This is a genomic window from Streptomyces sp. ICC1 (assembly GCF_003287935.1).
GTDB lineage: Bacteria > Actinomycetota > Actinomycetes > Streptomycetales > Streptomycetaceae > Streptomyces > Streptomyces tritrimontium.
On sequence record NZ_CP030287.1, the window covers coordinates 2,507,331 to 2,524,404 of the forward strand.

18 protein-coding genes are annotated in these 17,074 nt (G+C 68.9%); 14 read left to right on the forward strand and 4 right to left on the reverse strand.

Annotation, left to right across the window (positions count from 1 at the left end; translation table 11 throughout):
- The first annotated feature begins 84 nt into the window (after window positions 1-84).
- The 11 genes from DRB96_RS11855 to DRB96_RS11905 all read left to right on the forward strand — a co-directional run bounded on the left by DRB96_RS11855 (window position 85) and on the right by DRB96_RS11905 (window position 10,096).
- Window positions 85-1,419, forward strand: a complete 1,335-nt coding sequence (locus tag DRB96_RS11855; protein WP_204358014.1) for an MraY family glycosyltransferase — start codon at window positions 85-87, stop codon at window positions 1,417-1,419.
- Window positions 1,420-1,693: 274 nt separating this feature from the next.
- Complete coding sequence (locus DRB96_RS11860; RefSeq protein ID WP_112448425.1) at window positions 1,694-2,131, forward strand: hypothetical protein; 438 nt, start codon at window positions 1,694-1,696, stop codon at window positions 2,129-2,131.
- Between the two features lie 241 nt (window positions 2,132-2,372).
- Window positions 2,373-3,182 carry a F0F1 ATP synthase subunit A gene (gene atpB, locus DRB96_RS11865; protein WP_112448426.1) on the forward strand — a complete coding sequence of 270 codons (810 nt, stop codon included), beginning with the start codon at window positions 2,373-2,375 and terminating at the stop codon, window positions 3,180-3,182.
- A gap of 78 nt (window positions 3,183-3,260) precedes the next feature.
- Window positions 3,261-3,488 (forward strand): ATP synthase subunit C, encoded by a 228-nt coding sequence (locus DRB96_RS11870; protein WP_046776171.1) that lies wholly within the window; start codon window positions 3,261-3,263, stop codon window positions 3,486-3,488.
- Between the two features lie 37 nt (window positions 3,489-3,525).
- Window positions 3,526-4,068 (forward strand): F0F1 ATP synthase subunit B, encoded by a 543-nt coding sequence (locus DRB96_RS11875; RefSeq protein WP_112448427.1) that lies wholly within the window; start codon window positions 3,526-3,528, stop codon window positions 4,066-4,068.
- The gene (locus DRB96_RS11880) at window positions 4,065-4,880 is read left to right on the forward strand and encodes a F0F1 ATP synthase subunit delta (RefSeq protein WP_112448428.1); all 816 of its coding nucleotides are present in this window, start codon (window positions 4,065-4,067) and stop codon (window positions 4,878-4,880) included. The genes DRB96_RS11875 and DRB96_RS11880 overlap by 4 nt, the downstream gene beginning before the upstream one ends.
- 130 nt (window positions 4,881-5,010) lie before the next feature.
- A complete protein-coding gene (gene atpA / locus DRB96_RS11885; RefSeq protein ID WP_112448429.1) occupies window positions 5,011-6,606 on the forward strand; it encodes a F0F1 ATP synthase subunit alpha in 1,596 nt (531 codons plus the stop codon).
- A 20-nt stretch (window positions 6,607-6,626) separates the two neighbouring features.
- Window positions 6,627-7,544, forward strand: coding sequence for a F0F1 ATP synthase subunit gamma (locus tag DRB96_RS11890; RefSeq protein ID WP_112448430.1), 918 nt, complete (start codon window positions 6,627-6,629; stop codon window positions 7,542-7,544).
- Window positions 7,544-8,986: a F0F1 ATP synthase subunit beta gene (atpD, locus tag DRB96_RS11895; RefSeq protein ID WP_112448431.1), complete on the forward strand. Its 1,443-nt coding sequence runs from the start codon at window positions 7,544-7,546 to the stop codon at window positions 8,984-8,986. The genes DRB96_RS11890 and atpD overlap by 1 nt, the downstream gene beginning before the upstream one ends.
- 129 nt (window positions 8,987-9,115) lie before the next feature.
- Window positions 9,116-9,490 carry a F0F1 ATP synthase subunit epsilon gene (locus DRB96_RS11900; RefSeq protein WP_112448432.1) on the forward strand — a complete coding sequence of 125 codons (375 nt, stop codon included), beginning with the start codon at window positions 9,116-9,118 and terminating at the stop codon, window positions 9,488-9,490.
- A gap of 156 nt (window positions 9,491-9,646) precedes the next feature.
- Window positions 9,647-10,096 (forward strand): DUF2550 domain-containing protein, encoded by a 450-nt coding sequence (locus tag DRB96_RS11905; protein WP_112448433.1) that lies wholly within the window; start codon window positions 9,647-9,649, stop codon window positions 10,094-10,096.
- 109 nt (window positions 10,097-10,205) lie between these two features.
- Here the strand turns inward: DRB96_RS11905 and DRB96_RS11910 are convergent, their stop codons facing one another.
- The 3 genes from DRB96_RS11910 to DRB96_RS11920 form a co-directional block, all read right to left on the reverse strand.
- Window positions 10,206-12,035: a glycoside hydrolase family 18 chitinase gene (locus DRB96_RS11910; protein WP_239516722.1), complete on the reverse strand. Its 1,830-nt coding sequence runs from the start codon at window positions 12,033-12,035 to the stop codon at window positions 10,206-10,208.
- Between the two features lie 233 nt (window positions 12,036-12,268).
- Window positions 12,269-12,913, reverse strand: a complete 645-nt coding sequence (locus DRB96_RS11915) for a response regulator transcription factor (protein WP_112453354.1) — start codon at window positions 12,911-12,913, stop codon at window positions 12,269-12,271.
- Entirely contained in the window at window positions 12,910-14,115 is a 1,206-nt protein-coding gene (locus DRB96_RS11920) for a histidine kinase (RefSeq protein WP_112448435.1), read from the reverse strand. The genes DRB96_RS11915 and DRB96_RS11920 overlap by 4 nt, the downstream gene beginning before the upstream one ends.
- A gap of 158 nt (window positions 14,116-14,273) precedes the next feature.
- On the opposite strand from DRB96_RS11920, the gene DRB96_RS11925 reads away from it, so the two are divergent.
- Complete coding sequence (locus tag DRB96_RS11925) at window positions 14,274-14,882, forward strand: hypothetical protein (RefSeq protein ID WP_112448436.1); 609 nt, start codon at window positions 14,274-14,276, stop codon at window positions 14,880-14,882.
- Here the strand turns inward: DRB96_RS11925 and DRB96_RS11930 are convergent.
- A complete protein-coding gene (locus DRB96_RS11930; protein WP_112448437.1) occupies window positions 14,879-15,451 on the reverse strand; it encodes a cob(I)yrinic acid a,c-diamide adenosyltransferase in 573 nt (190 codons plus the stop codon). The two genes, DRB96_RS11925 and DRB96_RS11930, sit on opposite strands and share 4 nt — an antisense overlap.
- 180 nt (window positions 15,452-15,631) lie before the next feature.
- Here DRB96_RS11930 and DRB96_RS11935 point away from each other — a divergent pair, with 180 nt between their 5' ends.
- Together DRB96_RS11935 and DRB96_RS11940 are read left to right on the forward strand one after the other, a co-directional pair.
- On the forward strand, window positions 15,632-16,480 hold the full coding sequence (locus DRB96_RS11935) for a 3-hydroxyacyl-CoA dehydrogenase family protein (RefSeq protein WP_112448438.1): 849 nt from the start codon (window positions 15,632-15,634) through the stop codon (window positions 16,478-16,480).
- Between the two features lie 159 nt (window positions 16,481-16,639).
- Window positions 16,640-16,963 carry an STAS domain-containing protein gene (locus tag DRB96_RS11940; RefSeq protein ID WP_112448439.1) on the forward strand — a complete coding sequence of 108 codons (324 nt, stop codon included), beginning with the start codon at window positions 16,640-16,642 and terminating at the stop codon, window positions 16,961-16,963.
- The last annotated feature ends 111 nt before the right edge of the window (window positions 16,964-17,074 follow it).

Genomic DNA, 17,074 nt, shown 5'->3' on the forward strand with positions numbered 1-17,074 from the left:
CGCAACCGGGATAGCGCCCCCGTGCGTCCCCGACAGCGAGTACATCGCAGCTAGTGTGTGGGGCTGAGATGGCCGGCGATACATCTGGGGCAGCCCGTGCGTGAATATCTGCTGACGCTTTGCGTCACGGTCGCGGTGACCTACCTGCTCACCGGGCCCGTGCGGAAGTTCGCGATCGCGGTCGGTGCGATGCCCGAGATCCGCGCCCGCGACGTGCACCGCGAGCCCACTCCGCGGCTCGGCGGCATCGCCATGTTCGGCGGACTGTGCGCGGGGCTGCTGGTCGCCGACCACCTGCAGAACCTCAACGGCGTCTTCGAGCTGTCGAACGAGCCGCGCGCCCTGCTCTCCGGGGCGGCCCTGATCTGGCTGGTCGGCGTGCTCGACGACAAGTTCGAGCTCGACGCCCTGATCAAGCTCGGCGCGCAGATGATCTCCGCCGGCGTGATGTGCATGCAGGGTCTGACCATCCTGTGGATCCCGGTCCCGGGGGTCGGATCGGTCTCGCTCACCCCCTGGCAGGGCAACCTGCTCACCGTGGCCCTCGTCGTGATCACCATCAACGCGGTGAACTTCGTGGACGGCCTCGACGGCCTGGCCGCCGGCATGGTCTGCATCGCGACCTGTGCCTTCTTCCTCTACGCGTACCGGATCTGGTTCGGCTACGGGATCGAGGCGGCCGCGCCCGCGACGCTCTTCGCCGCCATCCTGATGGGCATGTGCCTGGGCTTCCTGCCGCACAACATGCACCCCGCCCGGATCTTCATGGGCGACTCCGGCTCGATGCTCATCGGCCTGGTGCTGGCCGCCGCCGCCATCTCCATCACCGGGCAGGTGGACCCGGACGCGATGGCGCTGTTCGCGGGCGGCGAGCGCAACGCGACCCACGCGATGCTGCCGGTCTTCATCCCGCTGATCCTGCCCCTGACGATCATCGCGATCCCGATGGCGGACCTGGTCCTGGCCGTCGTACGGCGCACCTGGAAGGGGCAGTCGCCGTTCGCGGCGGACCGCGGGCACCTGCACCACCGGCTGCTGGAGCTCGGGCATTCGCACAGCCGCGCGGTGCTCATCATGTACTTCTGGTCAGGACTGATCGCCTTCGGCGCCGTGGCGTACTCGGTGCACTCCACCTCGATGTGGATCGTCCTCGCGATCGCCGGGCTGAGCGCCGTGGGCCTGCTCCTGCTCCTGCTGCCGCGCTTCACCCCGCGGACCCCGCGGTGGGCGGAGCGGCTGGTCCCGCCGCGCTACCGGCACGCGGAACGGGCGGCCGAGGCGGCCCTGCTGGACGCCTCCGCGGTGGAGCCGGAGCCGGTGAGGCCGATCGCGGCGGGTGTGGCGGGCGTCAACGGGGCGACCGCGGTAGGCCCCCGTTCGCGCTTCCCCGACCGGCGCAAGGCCGAGTCCTCCCGCTGACACGATGAGCGCATGTCGGACATGAACTCCCTTTACCAGGCAACCCGCCTCGCTGTCGCGCACACACGGGCGGGTTAGCCCTCATGTGTGACAGTCGGCACACTCCATGAGTAAAGCTCTCATCAAATACTTTGTGATACCGTTCACTAAACCCGGCGACAGAGCCGAAGGACCGTAGTGCGACGGTCCATTGGCCCGAGGTCCTCACTCGGACCGGGCTTACGCTCGTCCCGTACGAGTCCCGTGCCCCCACCACCACGCGGAGCAAACCGCCATGCGGTCAGATGACGTCCGATCCCTCCTGCAAACCGCCGTACCCACGGCTGTCGCCGGCGCTCTCGCCGCCGTCATCAGTGGGCTGGTGGCCGGTGGCAAGGGGGCCGTGGGCGCCGTCGTCGCGACGGTGGTGGTGATGCTGTTCATGGGCATCGGGTTCCTCGTGCTGCAGCGCACGGCGAAATCACTGCCGCACCTGTTCCAGGCCATGGGGCTCATGCTCTACACGGCCCAGATCCTGGCGCTCTTCGTCTTTCTCGCCGTGTTCAAGAACACCACCCTGTTCCACCCCAAGGCCTTCGCGATCACGCTCGTCGCCACCACCCTCGTGTGGATCGGCGCACAGGCGCGTGCTCATATGAAGGCCAAGATCCTTTACGTCGAACCGGACTCGATGAAGGGCGACAAGCCCGAGAATTCGGGGCCCAAGTCGTGAGGGGTAGGGCCGGAATAAGTGTGCGTTCGAGATGCTGCTATCGTCCGGTTCCAACTGCGGCACTGCGGGCGCGGGCATCTGAGCTGACGCCTGTTCCATCGCGAGGCTCGATGCCTGACTGCCGCCCCACCATCCGTTACACCAGTCCAGTGCCGAACCGCGGCTGCTCGCCGCGCCGACACAACGAGGTTGCCGTACCTATGCGCCACGCTGAAGGAGCCCTGCGGTGAGTGCTGCTGACATGACGCTCGCCTTCGATATCAACTGTCATTTCGAAGACGGCACTGGCTGCGGCTTCCCGGGCCCGACCCTGTACTCGTTCCTGTTCGAGCCGATCTTCGGTGACGCCGACACCAACCTGTACTTCAACAAGACGATGCTGCTCGCCCTGCTGGGCTCGGTCATCATCGTCGGCTTCTTCTGGGCCGCGTTCCGGAAGCCGAAGGTCGTCCCGGGCAAGTTGCAGATGGTCGCCGAGGCGGGCTACGACTTCGTACGCCGCGGCATCGTCTACGAGACGCTCGGCAAGAAGGAAGGCGAGAAGTACGTCCCCTTCATGGTCGCGACGTTCTTCTTCGTCTGGATCATGAACCTGTGGTCGATCGTGCCGCTCGCCCAGTTCCCGATCACCGCGGTCATCGCGTACCCGGCCGGCCTCGCCCTCGTCATCTACGTCATGTGGATGTCGGTGACCTTCAAGCGCCACGGCTTCGTCGGCGGCTTCAAGAACATCACCGGCTACGACAAGTCCCTCGGCGCGGTGCTGCCGCTGGTCATGGTGATCGAGTTCTTCTCGAACGTCCTGGTCCGCCCCTTCACCCACGCGGTCCGACTGTTCGCCAACATGTTCGCCGGTCACACGCTGCTGCTGCTGTTCACCATCGCCAGCTGGTACCTGCTGAACGGGATCGGCATCGCGTACGCGGGCGTCTCGTTCGTCATGGTCATCGTGATGACCGCATTCGAACTCTTCATCCAGGCTGTCCAGGCGTACGTCTTCGTCCTCCTGGCCTGCAGCTTCCTGCAGGGCGCGCTCGCCGAGCACCACTGAGCGAGTTCGCTCCGCAAACCCCCCGAATCGTCCGGTGGCCAACCCCCACCGGTCCATGAAAGAGAAGGAAGAACTGGCATGTCCCAGACCCTTGCTGCCGTCACCGGTTCCCTCAGCTCCGTTGGCTACGGCCTCGCGGCGATCGGCCCCGGCGTCGGCGTCGGCATCATCTTCGGTAACGGCACCCAGGCTCTTGCCCGTCAGCCCGAAGCTGCCGGTCTGATCCGCGCCAACCAGATCCTCGGCTTCGCCTTCTGTGAGGCGCTCGCCCTCATCGGTCTGGTCATGCCGTTCGTCTACGCCTGACGAACACGACTAGTCCGAATCGACGAAAGGCACTGATGTGAACCTCCTGGTTCTCGCGGCCGAGGAGCCGGGCAACCCGCTCCTCCCGCCGATCCCCGAGCTCGTCATCGGTCTGATCGCCTTCGTCATCGTCTTCGGCTTCCTCGCGAAGAAGCTCCTCCCGAACATCAACAAGGTTCTGGACGAGCGCCACGCGGCGATCGAAGGCGGTATCGAAAAGGCTGAGGCCGCTCAGACCGAGGCTCAGAGCGTTCTGGAGCAGTACAAGGCCCAGCTCGCCGAAGCCCGGCACGAGGCCGCTCGCCTGCGCCAGGACGCCCTGGAGCAGGGCACTGCGCTCAAGGAAGAACTCCGCGCAGAGGGCCAGCGGCAGCGTGAGGAGATCATCGCTGCCGGTCACGCCCAGATCGAGGCCGACCGCAAGGCCGCCTCTTCGGCGCTCCGCCAGGACGTGGGCAAGCTCGCCACCGACCTGGCCGGAAAGCTCGTCGGCGAGTCCCTCGAGGACCACGCCCGGCAGAGCCGCACGATCGACCGCTTCCTCAGCGAGCTCGAGGAGAAGGCCGAGGCCGCCCGATGAACGGAGCGAGCCGCGACGCGCTGGCCACCGCCCGCGAGCGTCTCGACGCGCTGACGGACAACACGTCCGTCGACGCGACGAAGCTCGCCGGCGAGCTGGCGGCCGTCACCGCGCTGCTCGACCGTGAGGTCTCGCTGCGTCGGGTCATCACCGACCCGGCGCAGTCCGGCGAGGCCAAGGCCGAGCTGGCCGGTCGTCTGCTCGGCGGCCAGGTGGGCGGGGAAACCCTCGACCTGGTGTCCGGCATGGTCCGGTCCCGCTGGTCGCGCTCCCGTGACCTGGTGGACTCGCTGGAGAGGCTGGCGGACACCGCCGACCTCACCGCGGCGGAGAGCGCCGGCTCCCTCGACGACGTCGAGGACGAGCTGTTCCGGTTCGGCCGGATCGTCTCTTCGAGCACCGAGCTGCGCGCCGCGCTGACCGACCGGTCGGCGAGCGTCTCCGCCAAGAGCACGCTGCTGCGCAGCCTGCTCGGCGGCAAGGCGAACGCCGTCACCGAGCGTCTGGTCACGCGTCTCGTCACGCACCCGCGTGGACGTAGCCTGGAAGCGGGACTCGAATCCCTCTCCACGCTCGCCGCCGAGCGCCGTGGCCGCAGGGTCGCCACCGTGACCAGTGCGGTTCCGCTCAGCGACGTGCAGAAGCAGCGTCTCGGCGCGGTGCTGGCCAAGCTCTACGGCCGCCCGATGCACCTGAACCTCGACGTGGACCCGACGGTCCTCGGCGGGATCTCGGTGCGGGTGGGCGACGAGGTCATCGACGGCACCATCGCGGACCGCATCGAAGAGGCGTCCCGTCGCATGGCCGGCTGACCAGCCACCAACTAGAACAAAGCATTCCTAGCGGCCCGGTTGGGCCGTGCAGAACTTGCAGAAGATTCCTGGGGGTCGCCCCCAGACCCCAAAGAAGCTTCAGGCCCAACAAGGAGAGCAGGGAACCCAGATGGCGGAGCTCACGATCCGGCCGGAGGAGATCCGGGACGCACTGGAGAACTTCGTCCAGTCGTACCAGCCGGACGCGGCCTCGCGCGAGGAGGTCGGCACGGTCAGCGCTGCCGGCGACGGCATCGCGAAGGTGGAGGGTCTGCCCTCCGCCATGGCGAACGAGCTGCTGAAGTTCGAGGACGGAACCCTTGGTCTCGCCCTGAACCTCGACGAGCGCGAGATCGGTGCGGTCGTCCTCGGCGAGTTCAGCGGTATCGAGGAGGGCCAGCCGGTGCAGCGCACCGGTGAGGTGCTCTCCGTCGGCGTCGGCGAGGGTTACCTCGGCCGCGTTGTCGACCCGCTCGGCAACCCGATCGACGGCCTCGGCGAGATCGCAACCGAGGGCCGCCGCGCCCTCGAGCTGCAGGCCCCCGGCGTCATGGTCCGCAAGTCGGTCCACGAGCCGATGCAGACCGGCTACAAGGCCATCGACGCGATGGTGCCGGTCGGCCGTGGTCAGCGTCAGCTGATCATCGGTGACCGTCAGACCGGCAAGACCGCTCTTGCCGTCGACACGATCATCAACCAGCGCGACAACTGGCGCTCGGGCGACGTGAACAAGCAGGTTCGCTGCATCTACGTCGCCATCGGCCAGAAGGGCTCGACCATCGCGTCCGTTCGCGGCGCCCTGGAAGACGCCGGCGCGCTCGAGTACACGACGATCGTCGCCGCCCCGGCGTCCGACCCGGCCGGCTTCAAGTACCTGGCGCCGTACACCGGTTCGGCCATCGGCCAGCACTGGATGTACGCCGGCAAGCACGTCCTGATCATCTTCGATGACCTGTCGAAGCAGGCCGACGCCTACCGCGCCGTGTCGCTGCTGCTGCGCCGTCCGCCGGGCCGCGAGGCCTACCCGGGCGACGTCTTCTACTTGCACTCCCGTCTGCTGGAGCGCTGCGCGAAGCTCTCCGACGACATGGGCGCCGGTTCGATGACCGGTCTGCCGATCGTCGAGACCAAGGCGAACGACGTGTCGGCGTTCATCCCGACCAACGTCATCTCCATCACCGACGGCCAGTGCTTCCTTGAGTCCGACCTGTTCAACGCGGGCCAGCGCCCGGCGCTGAACGTCGGTATCTCGGTCTCCCGCGTCGGTGGCTCGGCCCAGCACAAGGCCATGAAGCAGGTTTCCGGCCGTCTGCGCCTGGACCTAGCCCAGTACCGCGAGCTGGAGGCGTTCGCCGCCTTCGGTTCCGACCTGGACGCCGCGTCGAAGTCCTCGCTGGAGCGCGGCAAGCGTCTGGTCGAGCTGCTGAAGCAGGGCCAGTACCAGCCGATGCCCGTCGAGGAGCAGGTCATCTCCGTCTGGGCCGGTACCACCGGCAAGATGGACGAGGTCCCGGTCAACGACATCCGTCGCTTCGAGTCGGAGCTGCTGGAGCACCTGCGCGTCTCGCGCAAGGACCTCCTCACCTCCATCGCGGACGGCGGCAAGATGTCGGACGACACCCTTACCTCCATCGCTGACGCCATCGCTGACTTCAAGCGTGGGTTCGAGACCTCGGACGGCAAGCTGCTGGGCGAGGACGCGCCGGCCGTCAACGTCTCCAAGTGACGACGGAAGGAAGCTGACTCATGGGAGCGCAGCTCCGGGTCTACAAGCGTCGTATCCGTGCCGTCACGGCGACCAAGAAGATCACCAAGGCGATGGAAATGATCGCCGCCTCGCGCATCGTCAAGGCACAGCGCAAGGTGGCGGCATCGATGCCGTACGCGACCGAGCTCACCCGTGCGGTGACCGCGGTGGCGACCGGTTCGAACACCAAGCACGCCCTGACGACCGAGGTCGAGGCACCGGTGCGTGCCGCGGTCCTGCTCATCACGAGCGACCGCGGTCTGGCCGGCGGCTACTCCTCGAACGCCATCAAGCAGGCGGAGCGGCTCACCGAGCGGCTGCGCGGCGAGGGCAAGGAGGTCGACACGTACATCGTCGGCCGTAAGGGTGTCGCCTACTACGGGTTCCGCGAGCGCAAGGTCGCGGAGTCGTGGACCGGCTTCACCGACAGCCCGGCCTACGCCGACGCCAAGCGCGTCGCGGCGCCGCTGATCGAGGCCATCCAGACGGTTACGGCCGAGGGTGGCGTCGACGAGCTGCACATCGTCTACACGGAATTCGTGTCGATGATGACGCAGAACGCGGTGGACGGCCGGATGCTGCCGCTCAGCCTCGACCAGGCTGCGGAGGAGAGCGGCGCGAAGGGCGAGATCCTTCCGCTGTTCGACTTCGAGCCGTCGGCGGAGGACGTCCTCGACGCCCTTCTGCCGCGCTACGTCGAGAGCCGCATCTACAACGCACTGCTGCAGTCGGCCGCTTCCGAGCACGCCGCCCGCCGCCGCGCGATGAAGTCGGCTACCGACAACGCCGGGGATCTCATCAAGAGTCTCTCCCGGCTTGCCAACGCGGCCCGCCAGGCCGAAATCACCCAGGAAATCAGCGAGATCGTCGGTGGCGCCAGCGCCATGGCAGACGCGACCGCGGGGAGTGACAAGTAATGACGACCACTGTTGAGACGGCCGCCGCCACGGGCCGCGTCGCCCGGGTCATCGGCCCGGTCGTCGACGTGGAGTTCCCCGTCGACGCGATGCCCGAGATCTACAACGCGCTGAAGGTCCAGGTGGCCGACCCGGCCCAGGACGGCGAGCTGAAGACGCTGACCCTGGAAGTCGCCCAGCACCTGGGTGACGGCCTGGTCCGCACCATCTCCATGCAGCCCACCGACGGTCTGGTCCGCCAGGCCACGGTGATCAACACGGGCGAGGGCATCACCGTCCCCGTCGGTGACTTCACCAAGGGCAAGGTGTTCAACACCCTCGGTGAGGTGCTGAACTACCCGGAGGAGAACGCCAACGTCACCGAGCGCTGGCCGATCCACCGCAAGGCGCCCCGCTTCGACGAGCTCGAGTCGAAGACGGAGATGTTCGAGACCGGCGTCAAGGTCATCGACCTTCTCACCCCGTACGTCAAGGGTGGAAAGATCGGTCTGTTCGGTGGTGCCGGTGTCGGCAAGACCGTTCTGATCCAGGAAATGATCTACCGCGTGGCCAACAACCACGATGGTGTGTCGGTCTTCGCGGGCGTCGGTGAGCGTACCCGTGAGGGCAACGACCTCATCGAGGAGATGGCCGAGTCCGGCGTCATCGACAAGACGGCGCTTGTCTTCGGTCAGATGGACGAGCCCCCGGGCACCCGTCTTCGCGTCGCGCTGGCCGGTCTGACCATGGCGGAGTACTTCCGCGATGTTCAGAAGCAGGACGTGCTCTTCTTCATCGACAACATCTTCCGTTACACCCAGGCCGGTTCGGAGGTGTCGACCCTTCTGGGCCGCATGCCGTCCGCCGTGGGTTACCAGCCGAACCTGGCTGACGAGATGGGTCTGCTGCAGGAGCGCATCACCTCGACCCGCGGTCACTCGATCACCTCGATGCAGGCGATCTACGTCCCCGCGGACGACCTGACCGACCCGGCGCCGGCCACCACCTTCGCCCACCTCGACGCGACGACGGTTCTTTCCCGTCCGATCTCCGAGAAGGGCATCTACCCGGCCGTGGACCCGCTGGACTCGACGTCCCGCATCCTCGACCCGCGGTACATCGCGGCGGACCACTACGCCACGGCGATGCGCGTCAAGGGGATCCTGCAGAAGTACAAGGACCTCCAGGACATCATCGCGATCCTCGGTATCGACGAGCTGGGCGAGGAGGACAAGCTCGTTGTCCACCGTGCCCGTCGTGTCGAGCGCTTCCTGTCGCAGAACACCCACGTCGCCAAGCAGTTCACCGGCGTGGACGGTTCGGACGTTCCGCTCGAGGAGTCCATCGTCGCCTTCAACGCGATCTGCGACGGAGACTACGACCACTTCCCCGAGCAGGCGTTCTTCCTGTGCGGTGGCATTGAGGACCTCAAGGCCAACGCCAAGGAGCTGGGCGTCTCCTAAAGCCGGGCTCGCGTTTGAGCACAGCTGATTGACGGAGAGGGGCGGGTGTGTCCCGTCCCTCTCCCCACGCCCATTAGAATTTGACCCAACACCCGGCTTTCCCGCCGGGTGGTGACCCGAGGAGCCACCTTGGCTGCTGAGCTGCACGTCGAGCTGGTCGCGGCGGACCGGAGTGTCTGGTCCGGCGAGGCCACCCTGGTTGTCGCCCGCACCACGTCCGGCGACATCGGCGTCATGCCCGGTCACCAGCCGCTTCTCGGTGTGCTGGAATCGGGCCCGGTGACCATCCGCACCAGCGGGGGCGACACTGTCGTCGCCGCGGTGCACGGCGGTTTCATCTCGTTCGCGGACAACAAGCTGTCCCTGCTGGCCGAGATCGCCGAGCTTGCCGACGAGATCGATGTCGAGCGGGCGGAGCGGGCACTGGAGCGCGCGAAGGCGGAGACCGATTCGGTCTCCGAGCGTCGCGCCGATGTCCGGCTGCGCGCGGTTTCGGGGCGCTGAGCCCCGGTACCGGTAAGAGTTTCAAACCTCAGCCGCGGCCTGTTCCGGAACTTTTCGGACCGGGTCGCGGCTGAGGCGATGCAGGTCGCCCCCAGACTCCGTCTGGTAGGAGCTCCGTCGGTTGAGGTTTTCGATGAGCGAGGAGGTCGGTGAAAGATGCTCCTCGCTCTGCTTGTGAGCGGCCTGTCCGTAGTGGCCCTGGTGGTGGTCGGGCTGTTTGTCTTCGGACTGCGCCGCAGGCTGATCCAGCGCTCCGGCGGCACCTTCGACTGCAGCCTGCGCTGGGGCGTGGCCGAGGAGCCCGACGTCTCCGGCAAGGGCTGGGTGTACGGGGTCGCCCGCTACAGCGGTGACCGCATCGACTGGTTCCGCGTCTTCAGCTACTCCCCGCGGCCGCGCCGGCTGCTGGAGCGGTCCTCCATCGAGGTCATCGCCCGCCGTGCGCCCGAGGGCGAGGAGGAGCTGGCCCTGCTCTCCGACGCCGTCGTACTCGGCTGCGTCCACCGCGGCACCCGGCTGGAGCTGGCGATGAGCGATGACGCGCTGACCGGTTTCCTGGCCTGGCTCGAGGCGGCTCCGCCCGGGCAGCGGGTGAACGTCGCCTGAGGGCGCGTACGACCCGCGGAACGTGGAGAAGCCGGGGAGAGGGGGGCGGACCCCTCTCCCCGGCTTCGTCTTTTCACCGGGCGTCGTTCAGAAGCCGTGCGCGCGGGGCTTACTGAAGGCCGGTGTGGACCGCGGTGGCCAGCTCGCCGTTGCCGGTGTCGCCGCTGAACTCCCAGTAGAAGGCGCCCTTGAGGCCCTGCTGCTTCACCCAGCTCATCTTCCCGGCGATGGTGGCGGGGGTGTCGTAGCTCCACCAGTTGCTGCCGCACTTGGCGTACGCCGTGCCGGCGATGGTGCCGGTCGAGGGGCAGCTGTTCTTGAGGACCTTGTAGTCCTCGATGCCCTGCTCGTAGGTGCCCGGGGCCGGTCCGGTGGCGGTGCCGCCGGGCGTGGCCTGGGTGACGCCGGTCCAGCCCCGGCCGTAGAAGCCGATGCCGAGGTTGAGCTTGGAGCCGGCGATGCCCTTGCCCTTGAGCTTGGTGATCGCGGCCTCGGAGTTGAACCCGGCGATCGGGATGCCGGTGTACGAGGTGAGCGGGGAGTGCGGGGCCGTCGGGCCCTGCGCCGCCCACGCGCCGAAGAAGTCGTACGTCATGACGTTGTAGAAGTCGACGTGCTGTGCGGCGCCCGCGTAGTCCGCGACGTCGAGCTTGCCGCCGTTGGAGCCGTCGGCGGAGATCGCCGCGGTGACCAGGTTGCTGCCGCCGAACTTCGCGCGCAGCGCCGAGAGCACGTTCTTCAGGGAGGCGGCCCCGCTGGTGTCGCAGGTCAGGCCGCACGCGTTCGGGTACTCCCAGTCGATGTCGATGCCGTCGAACACGTCGGCCCAGCGCGGGTCCTCGACCAGGTCGTAGCAGGACTGGGCGAAGGCGGCCGGGTTGGCCGCGGCCTGGCCGAAGCCGCCGGACCAGGTCCAGCCGCCGAAGGAGTACAGGACCTTGATGTTCGGGTACTTCTTCTTCAGCTGGCGCAGCTGGTTGAAGTTGCCCGCGACCGGCTGGTCCCAGGTGTCGGCGGTGCCGGAGACGCTGGAGGAGGCGTCGTAGGTCTTCTGGTAGTCGGCGTAGGCGTCACCGATCGTGCACTTGCCGCCCTGGACGTTGCCGAAGGCGTAGTTGATGTGCGTGATCTTCGCGGCGGTGCCGGAGGTGACCAGGTTCTTCACGTGGTAGTTGCGCTGGTAGACGCCCCAGTTCGTGAAGTAGCCGAGCTTGACCGCGGCGCCGGGGTTGCCGGGGTCCGGGTCGGGCGGGGTGGTGGTGCCGGTGGTGGTCACCGAGACGGAACCGGAGGAGGGACCGGTCTGGTCGATGGTGTCGCGGGCGGTGACCGTGTAGCCGTACGTCGTGCCCTTGGTCAGGCCCGAGTCGGTGTACGAGGGGGACGTGACGGTGGCGACCTTGGCGCCGCCGCGGTAGACGTCGTAGTTCTTGACGCCCTTGTCGTCGGTGGCCGCGGCCCAGCCGAGGGTCACGGAGGTGTCGGTGACGCCGCTGGCCGTGGGGGTGCCGGGGGCGCTGGGCGGATTGTCGGTGGGGGTGGTGCCGCCGTCACAGCTGCCGCCGTTGACCTTGCAGCCGCTGGGGGCGCCGCCGCCGGTGCCGTTGAAGCCGAAGCTGATGGTGGCGCCCGGGGCGAGGGTGCCGTTCCAGCCAACGTTCTTTCCGGTCCAGTGGGTGCCGGAGCTGGTGACGGTGGCGTCCCAGGCGGAGGTGACGGCGGTGCCGGACGGGTAGTCCCACTCCACGGTCCAGCTGCTGAGGGTGGTCGTGCCGGTGTTCTTCACCGTCCACTTGCCCTCGAAGCCGGAGCCCCAGTCGGAGACCTTGGTGTACGTCGCCGTCGCCGAGGCGGCTGCCGCGGCGGGGCCGGCGACGGCCACGAGTCCGGCGAGGGGCAGGGTGAGGACGGCCAGGGCGGCCGCGACTCTTCGAAGCAGTGGTGCGCGTCGTGGGGGTGCTGTGCTCAAGGGTGCTCCTCCGAGGTCCGCCGCGGCCGTGGGGACGGCCGCGGCATGGGGGTGGGACCTGCGCCGCCCGTGAGCGCGCCGCATGACTTTTTGTCATGACACGCTCACCACAGTTGTGCGTGAGAGTAGAAAGGTCTGGACCAACCGTCAAGAGGTCCAGACCTTACGGAAAACCCGGGGAGTCGTTTCCGGCCGGATTCCCGCTAGAGCCCCAACTCCTGTGCCAACACCGCTGCTTGGACCCGGCTGCGAAGCTCCAGCTTCGCCAGGAGCCTGCTGACGTGCGTCTTCGCCGTGGCCTCCGCCATCTCCAGGCGCACCGCGATCTCCGCGTTCGACAAGCCCTCGCCCAGGCACCCCAGCACTTCCCGCTCGCGCCGGGTCAGTGACTCCACCGCCGCCGGCACGGGCACCCGTACGGGCCGCGGAGCCGCGAACTCCGCGATCAGCCGCCGGGTCACCGCCGGCGCGATCAGGCCCTCCCCGCGCGCGACCGTCCGTACCGCCGTGATCAGCTCCGCCGCGTCCGCGTCCTTCAGCAGGAAGCCGGCCGCGCCCGCGCGCAGCGCCCCGAAGACGTACTCGTCCAGGTCGAACGTGGTCAGGACGAGGACGTCGGCCAGGCCCTCCGCGACCACCTGGCGGGTCGCCGAGACCCCGTCCAGGCGCGGCATCTGCACGTCCATGAGCACCAGGTCCGGCCGCAGCTCCCGGGCCAGGCGCACCGCCTCCTCCCCGTCGGCCGCCTCGCCCACCACCTCGATGTCGCCCGCGCTGCGCAGGATCAGGACCAGCCCGGACCGCACCGCGCCCTGGTCCTCCGCCACCACTACCCTGACCGTCGTCACGTCCGCACCGCCCTCTCCCGTGCGGGCAGCGTGGCCCGCACCCGCCACACCGACTCCTCGCGCCCCGCCCGGAACTCCCCGCCGAGCAGCTCCGCCCGCTCCCGCATGCCGATCAGCCCCGCCCCGGACCCCGGCGCGCGGGGGCCGGGGCGCTCCCCGTACGGGGAGTCCACGCGGACGCTCAGCACCCCGCCCTCCGCGCCGTCCAGGCAGACCCGGACCCGGACCGTGCCCGGGGCGGCGTGTTTGAGGGCGTTCGTCAGCGATTCCTGGACGATCCGGTACGCCGCCAGCTCCACGGGGGCCGGCAGCGGCTCCCCGGGCGGCCGGTCGTCCAGGAGCACGAAGTCCAGGTCGCTCGCGGCGCCGTTGACGCGGGCCTGCCCCAGCAGGACCTCCAGCCCGTCGAGCGACGGCGTGGCGGCCGCCTCCTGCTCCGCGCCCGCGTCCCGCAGCAGCCCGATCAGCCGGCGCATTTCGGCCAGTCCTTGGACGCTGTTCTCCCGGATCACCCCGAGGGCCTCGCGGCTGGTGGCGGGGGAGTCGATGGAGAGCGCGGCGGTGGAGTGGATGGCGATCGCGGAGAGGTGGTTGGCCACCATGTCGTGCAGTTCGCGGGCCATCCGGGCGCGCTCGGCGACGACCGCCTGCGACCGGTCCATCTCGGCCAGCAGCGCGGTCTGCTCGGCGCGCAGCCGGGCGGCGACCGCGGCCTCGCGGTGGTTGCGCAGGGTGGCGCCGGTCAGCGCCGGACCGAAGCTCACGATGCCGGTGACCACGCCGATCAGCAGGGCCTGCGGGGTGCGCAGCCAGGCTACGGAGGCGATGGTGACGGCCACGGTGATCAGGCCGGTGGTCACCGGGAGACGGCGGGCCATGGCGGGTTTGCCGTAGACGACGGCCGCGTACATCAGGTCCGTGAAGATCAGGACGGTGGCCAGATTCCCCACGGTGAACTGGTCGGCGATCAGTCCGGCGGTGCCGACGGCGAGGGTCAGCCGGGGCGCGCTGCGGCGCAGCAGCTCCATCGCGCCGAGGGCGAAGAGGGGGACGAGCGCGGCCCAGGCGGGGAGCAGGTCCCGGGTGGCGGAGCTGTGCACCCCGAGCGACCACAGGACCAGGCCGGCAGCCACGCTGGCCACCGCGAGCAGGACGTCGTCACGGTGCGGGGGCGGGATCTTCGGGGTCACGGTCCCATCCAACAGGGTGAGGCGGGGCCGGGCATCGCCATCGGGGCCGAGGAGCGCTACATCGAAAGGTGCAGTGCGGCTCCCGCGCCTTTCGTCACCGGTGACGAGGAATCGGCGCCGACCGGGCGGGAAGCTGGAGACGTCCCCCCACCGCAGGAACGGAGAGTCCCGTGCTCGTCACCCTGATCATCGTCTGCGAAGTCGGCTTCTGGGTCCTGCTGACCGGCGGCCTGGCCCTGCGCTACCTCGCGAAGATGCCGAAGACCGGCGCGGCCGTCCTGCTGTGCGAGCCGCTGCTGGAACTGGTGCTGCTCGCGGCCACCGCCGTGGACCTGCGCGGCGGCGCCGAGCCGGACTGGAAGCACGGGCTCGCCGCGCTGTACATCGGCTACACCGTGGCCTACGGGCACTACACGGTGCGCTGGCTCGACGGCCACGCGGCGTACCGCCTGGCCGGGGGCCCGAAGCCGGTCGGCGCCGGGTACGGCTGGGCGCGGGCCGTCCACGAGTGGAAGCTGGTCGCCCGGACCCTCCTCGCCGCCGCCGTCGCGGCCGGACTGCTGCAGGCCGCGATCTGGTACGTCGGCGGCGCGGCGGACACCGGCCCGCTGCGCGGGTGGCAGCTCACGGGGCTGCGGATGACCGGCATCCACGCGCTGATCGCCGTCGCGTACACGGTGTGGCCGAAGCGGGCGCCGGCGAAGGCCCCCCTGGAGGCCGCCCGCCGGGAAAGCACCCGGGACAGCAGCCGGGAAAGCACCCGGGACAGCAGTCGCTAGCGGTCCCCGCCCGGGACCCACAGGACGTCCCCGACCTCCTTGTTGGCCGTACGGGCCAGGATGAACAGGAGGTCGGAGAGGCGGTTGAGGTAGGTGGCCGTCAGCGGGTTCATCACCTCGGCGTGCGCCTCCAGCGCGGCCCAGGTGGAGCGCTCGGCGCGGCGGACCACCGTGCAGGCCTGGTGGAGGAGGGCGGCGCCGGGGGTGCCGCCGGGGAGGATGAAGCTGCGGAGCTTCTCCAGCTGCTCGTTGAAGGAGTCGCAGTCCGCCTCCAGCTTGTCGATGTAGAACTGCTCGACGCGCAGCGGCGGATACTCCGGGTTCTCCACGACCGGGGTGCAGAGGTCGGCGCCGACGTCGAAGAGGTCGTTCTGCACCCGGACCAGGACCTTCACGACGTCGGCGGGCAGCGAGCCGAGTGCGATCGCCGTCCCGATGGCCGCGTTGGCCTCGTTGGCGTCGGCGTAGGCGGAGATCCGCAGATCGGTCTTGGCCGTACGGCTCATGTCGCCGAGGGCGGTCGTGCCCTTGTCGCCGGTGCGGGTGTAGATGCGCGTGAGGTTCACCATGCCGCCAGCGTAGTGCGGGCCAACTGCGGCCCTCCGGCGCACTGCTGGGCCGTCCCGGTGTGATGTCCGTCATCTGAGACGTGACGCGTGTTACTTCGCGGTCACTCCGCCCTTCCCGGGCGCTAGTCTCCGCCGGAGAACGAACGAGGCTGTGCCGTATTCGAAAGCGTGGGGTGTGCAGTGGCTGGGAAGCTCGCCGTCATCGGTGCCGGACTGATGGGTTCCGGAATCGCGCAGGTCTCCGCTCAGGCGGGATGGGACGTCGTGCTGCGCGATGTCACCGATGCCGCTCTGACCCGCGGGACCGACGGGATCAAGGCCTCGTACGACAGGTTCGTCTCCAAGGGCAAGCTGACCGCCGAGGACGCGGAGGCGGCCCTCGCCCGGATCACGACGACCACCGAGCTCGAAGCGGTCTCCGACGCCGACATCGTCGTCGAGGCCGTCTTCGAGAAGCTCGAGATCAAGCACGAGATCTTCCGCGCGCTCGACAAGCTCGTGCGCGAAGACGCGATCCTCGCCTCCAACACCTCCGCCATCCCGATCACCAAGATCGCGGCCGTGACGGAGCGTCCGGAGCGGGTCGTCGGCGCGCACTTCTTCTCGCCCGTCCCGATGATGCAGCTGTGCGAGCTCGTGCGCGGCTACAAGACGAGCGACGAAACCCTCGCCACCACGAGGGCGTTCGCCGAGTCCGTCGGCAAGACCTGCATCGTCGTCAACCGCGATGTCGCCGGTTTCGTGACGACCCGTCTCATTTCGGCCCTGGTCGTCGAAGCCGCGAAGCTGTACGAATCGGGCGTAGCCTCCGCCGAGGACATCGACATCGCCTGCAAGCTCGGCTTCGGGCACGCGATGGGCCCGCTGGCCACCGCCGACCTCACCGGCGTCGACATCCTGCTGCACGCCACCGGCAACATCTACACCGAGACGCAGGACGAGAAGTTCGCGCCGCCGGAGCTGATGCGCCGCATGGTGGACGCCGGCGACCTCGGCCGCAAGAGCGGCCAGGGCTTCTACAAGCACTGACCACCAGTTCGAACGCCGGCACCCCAAAGGGTGAATTTGGTATCGGTTCGCTCACGGTCGGCAACTTCCCTGCCCCTGGGGCAGTCAGTTGAAGTGAGAGTTGCCGACCACGGACCAGTCGGACCATACGCACGCAGTACCGCACTGCCGGGAGCACACATGCACATCAGGGGCGACCACGCCGAACTCGCTGTCGGGGGCCGCCTCGACGTGCGCAGCGCGGCGGACGCCCGTACGGCCCTGCACTCCGCCCTCGACAACGGCCACGGGGACCTCGTGCTGGACCTCACCGGGCTCGACTCCTGGGACGCGACCGGCCTCGGCGTGATCATGGGAGCACACCGCCGGGCCGGCCGGACCGGCCGGCGGCTCGTCCTGCGCGGGGTGCCGCCGCAGATGCAGCGGCTGCTCGTCGCCACCCGGCTGCACCGGATCCTCGCGATCGAGGGCGGCCTGGAAGCGGAATCCCTGCCGCGGGTCTGATCCGGCCGGAATCTCCCGCGACATTTCCTGCGGAAACGTAACGGTCCGGTGGTGAAGGCACCCCGGCGGTTCCCGCGCCGCCGGGCACGGTCTAGGGTTCGGGCGGAAACC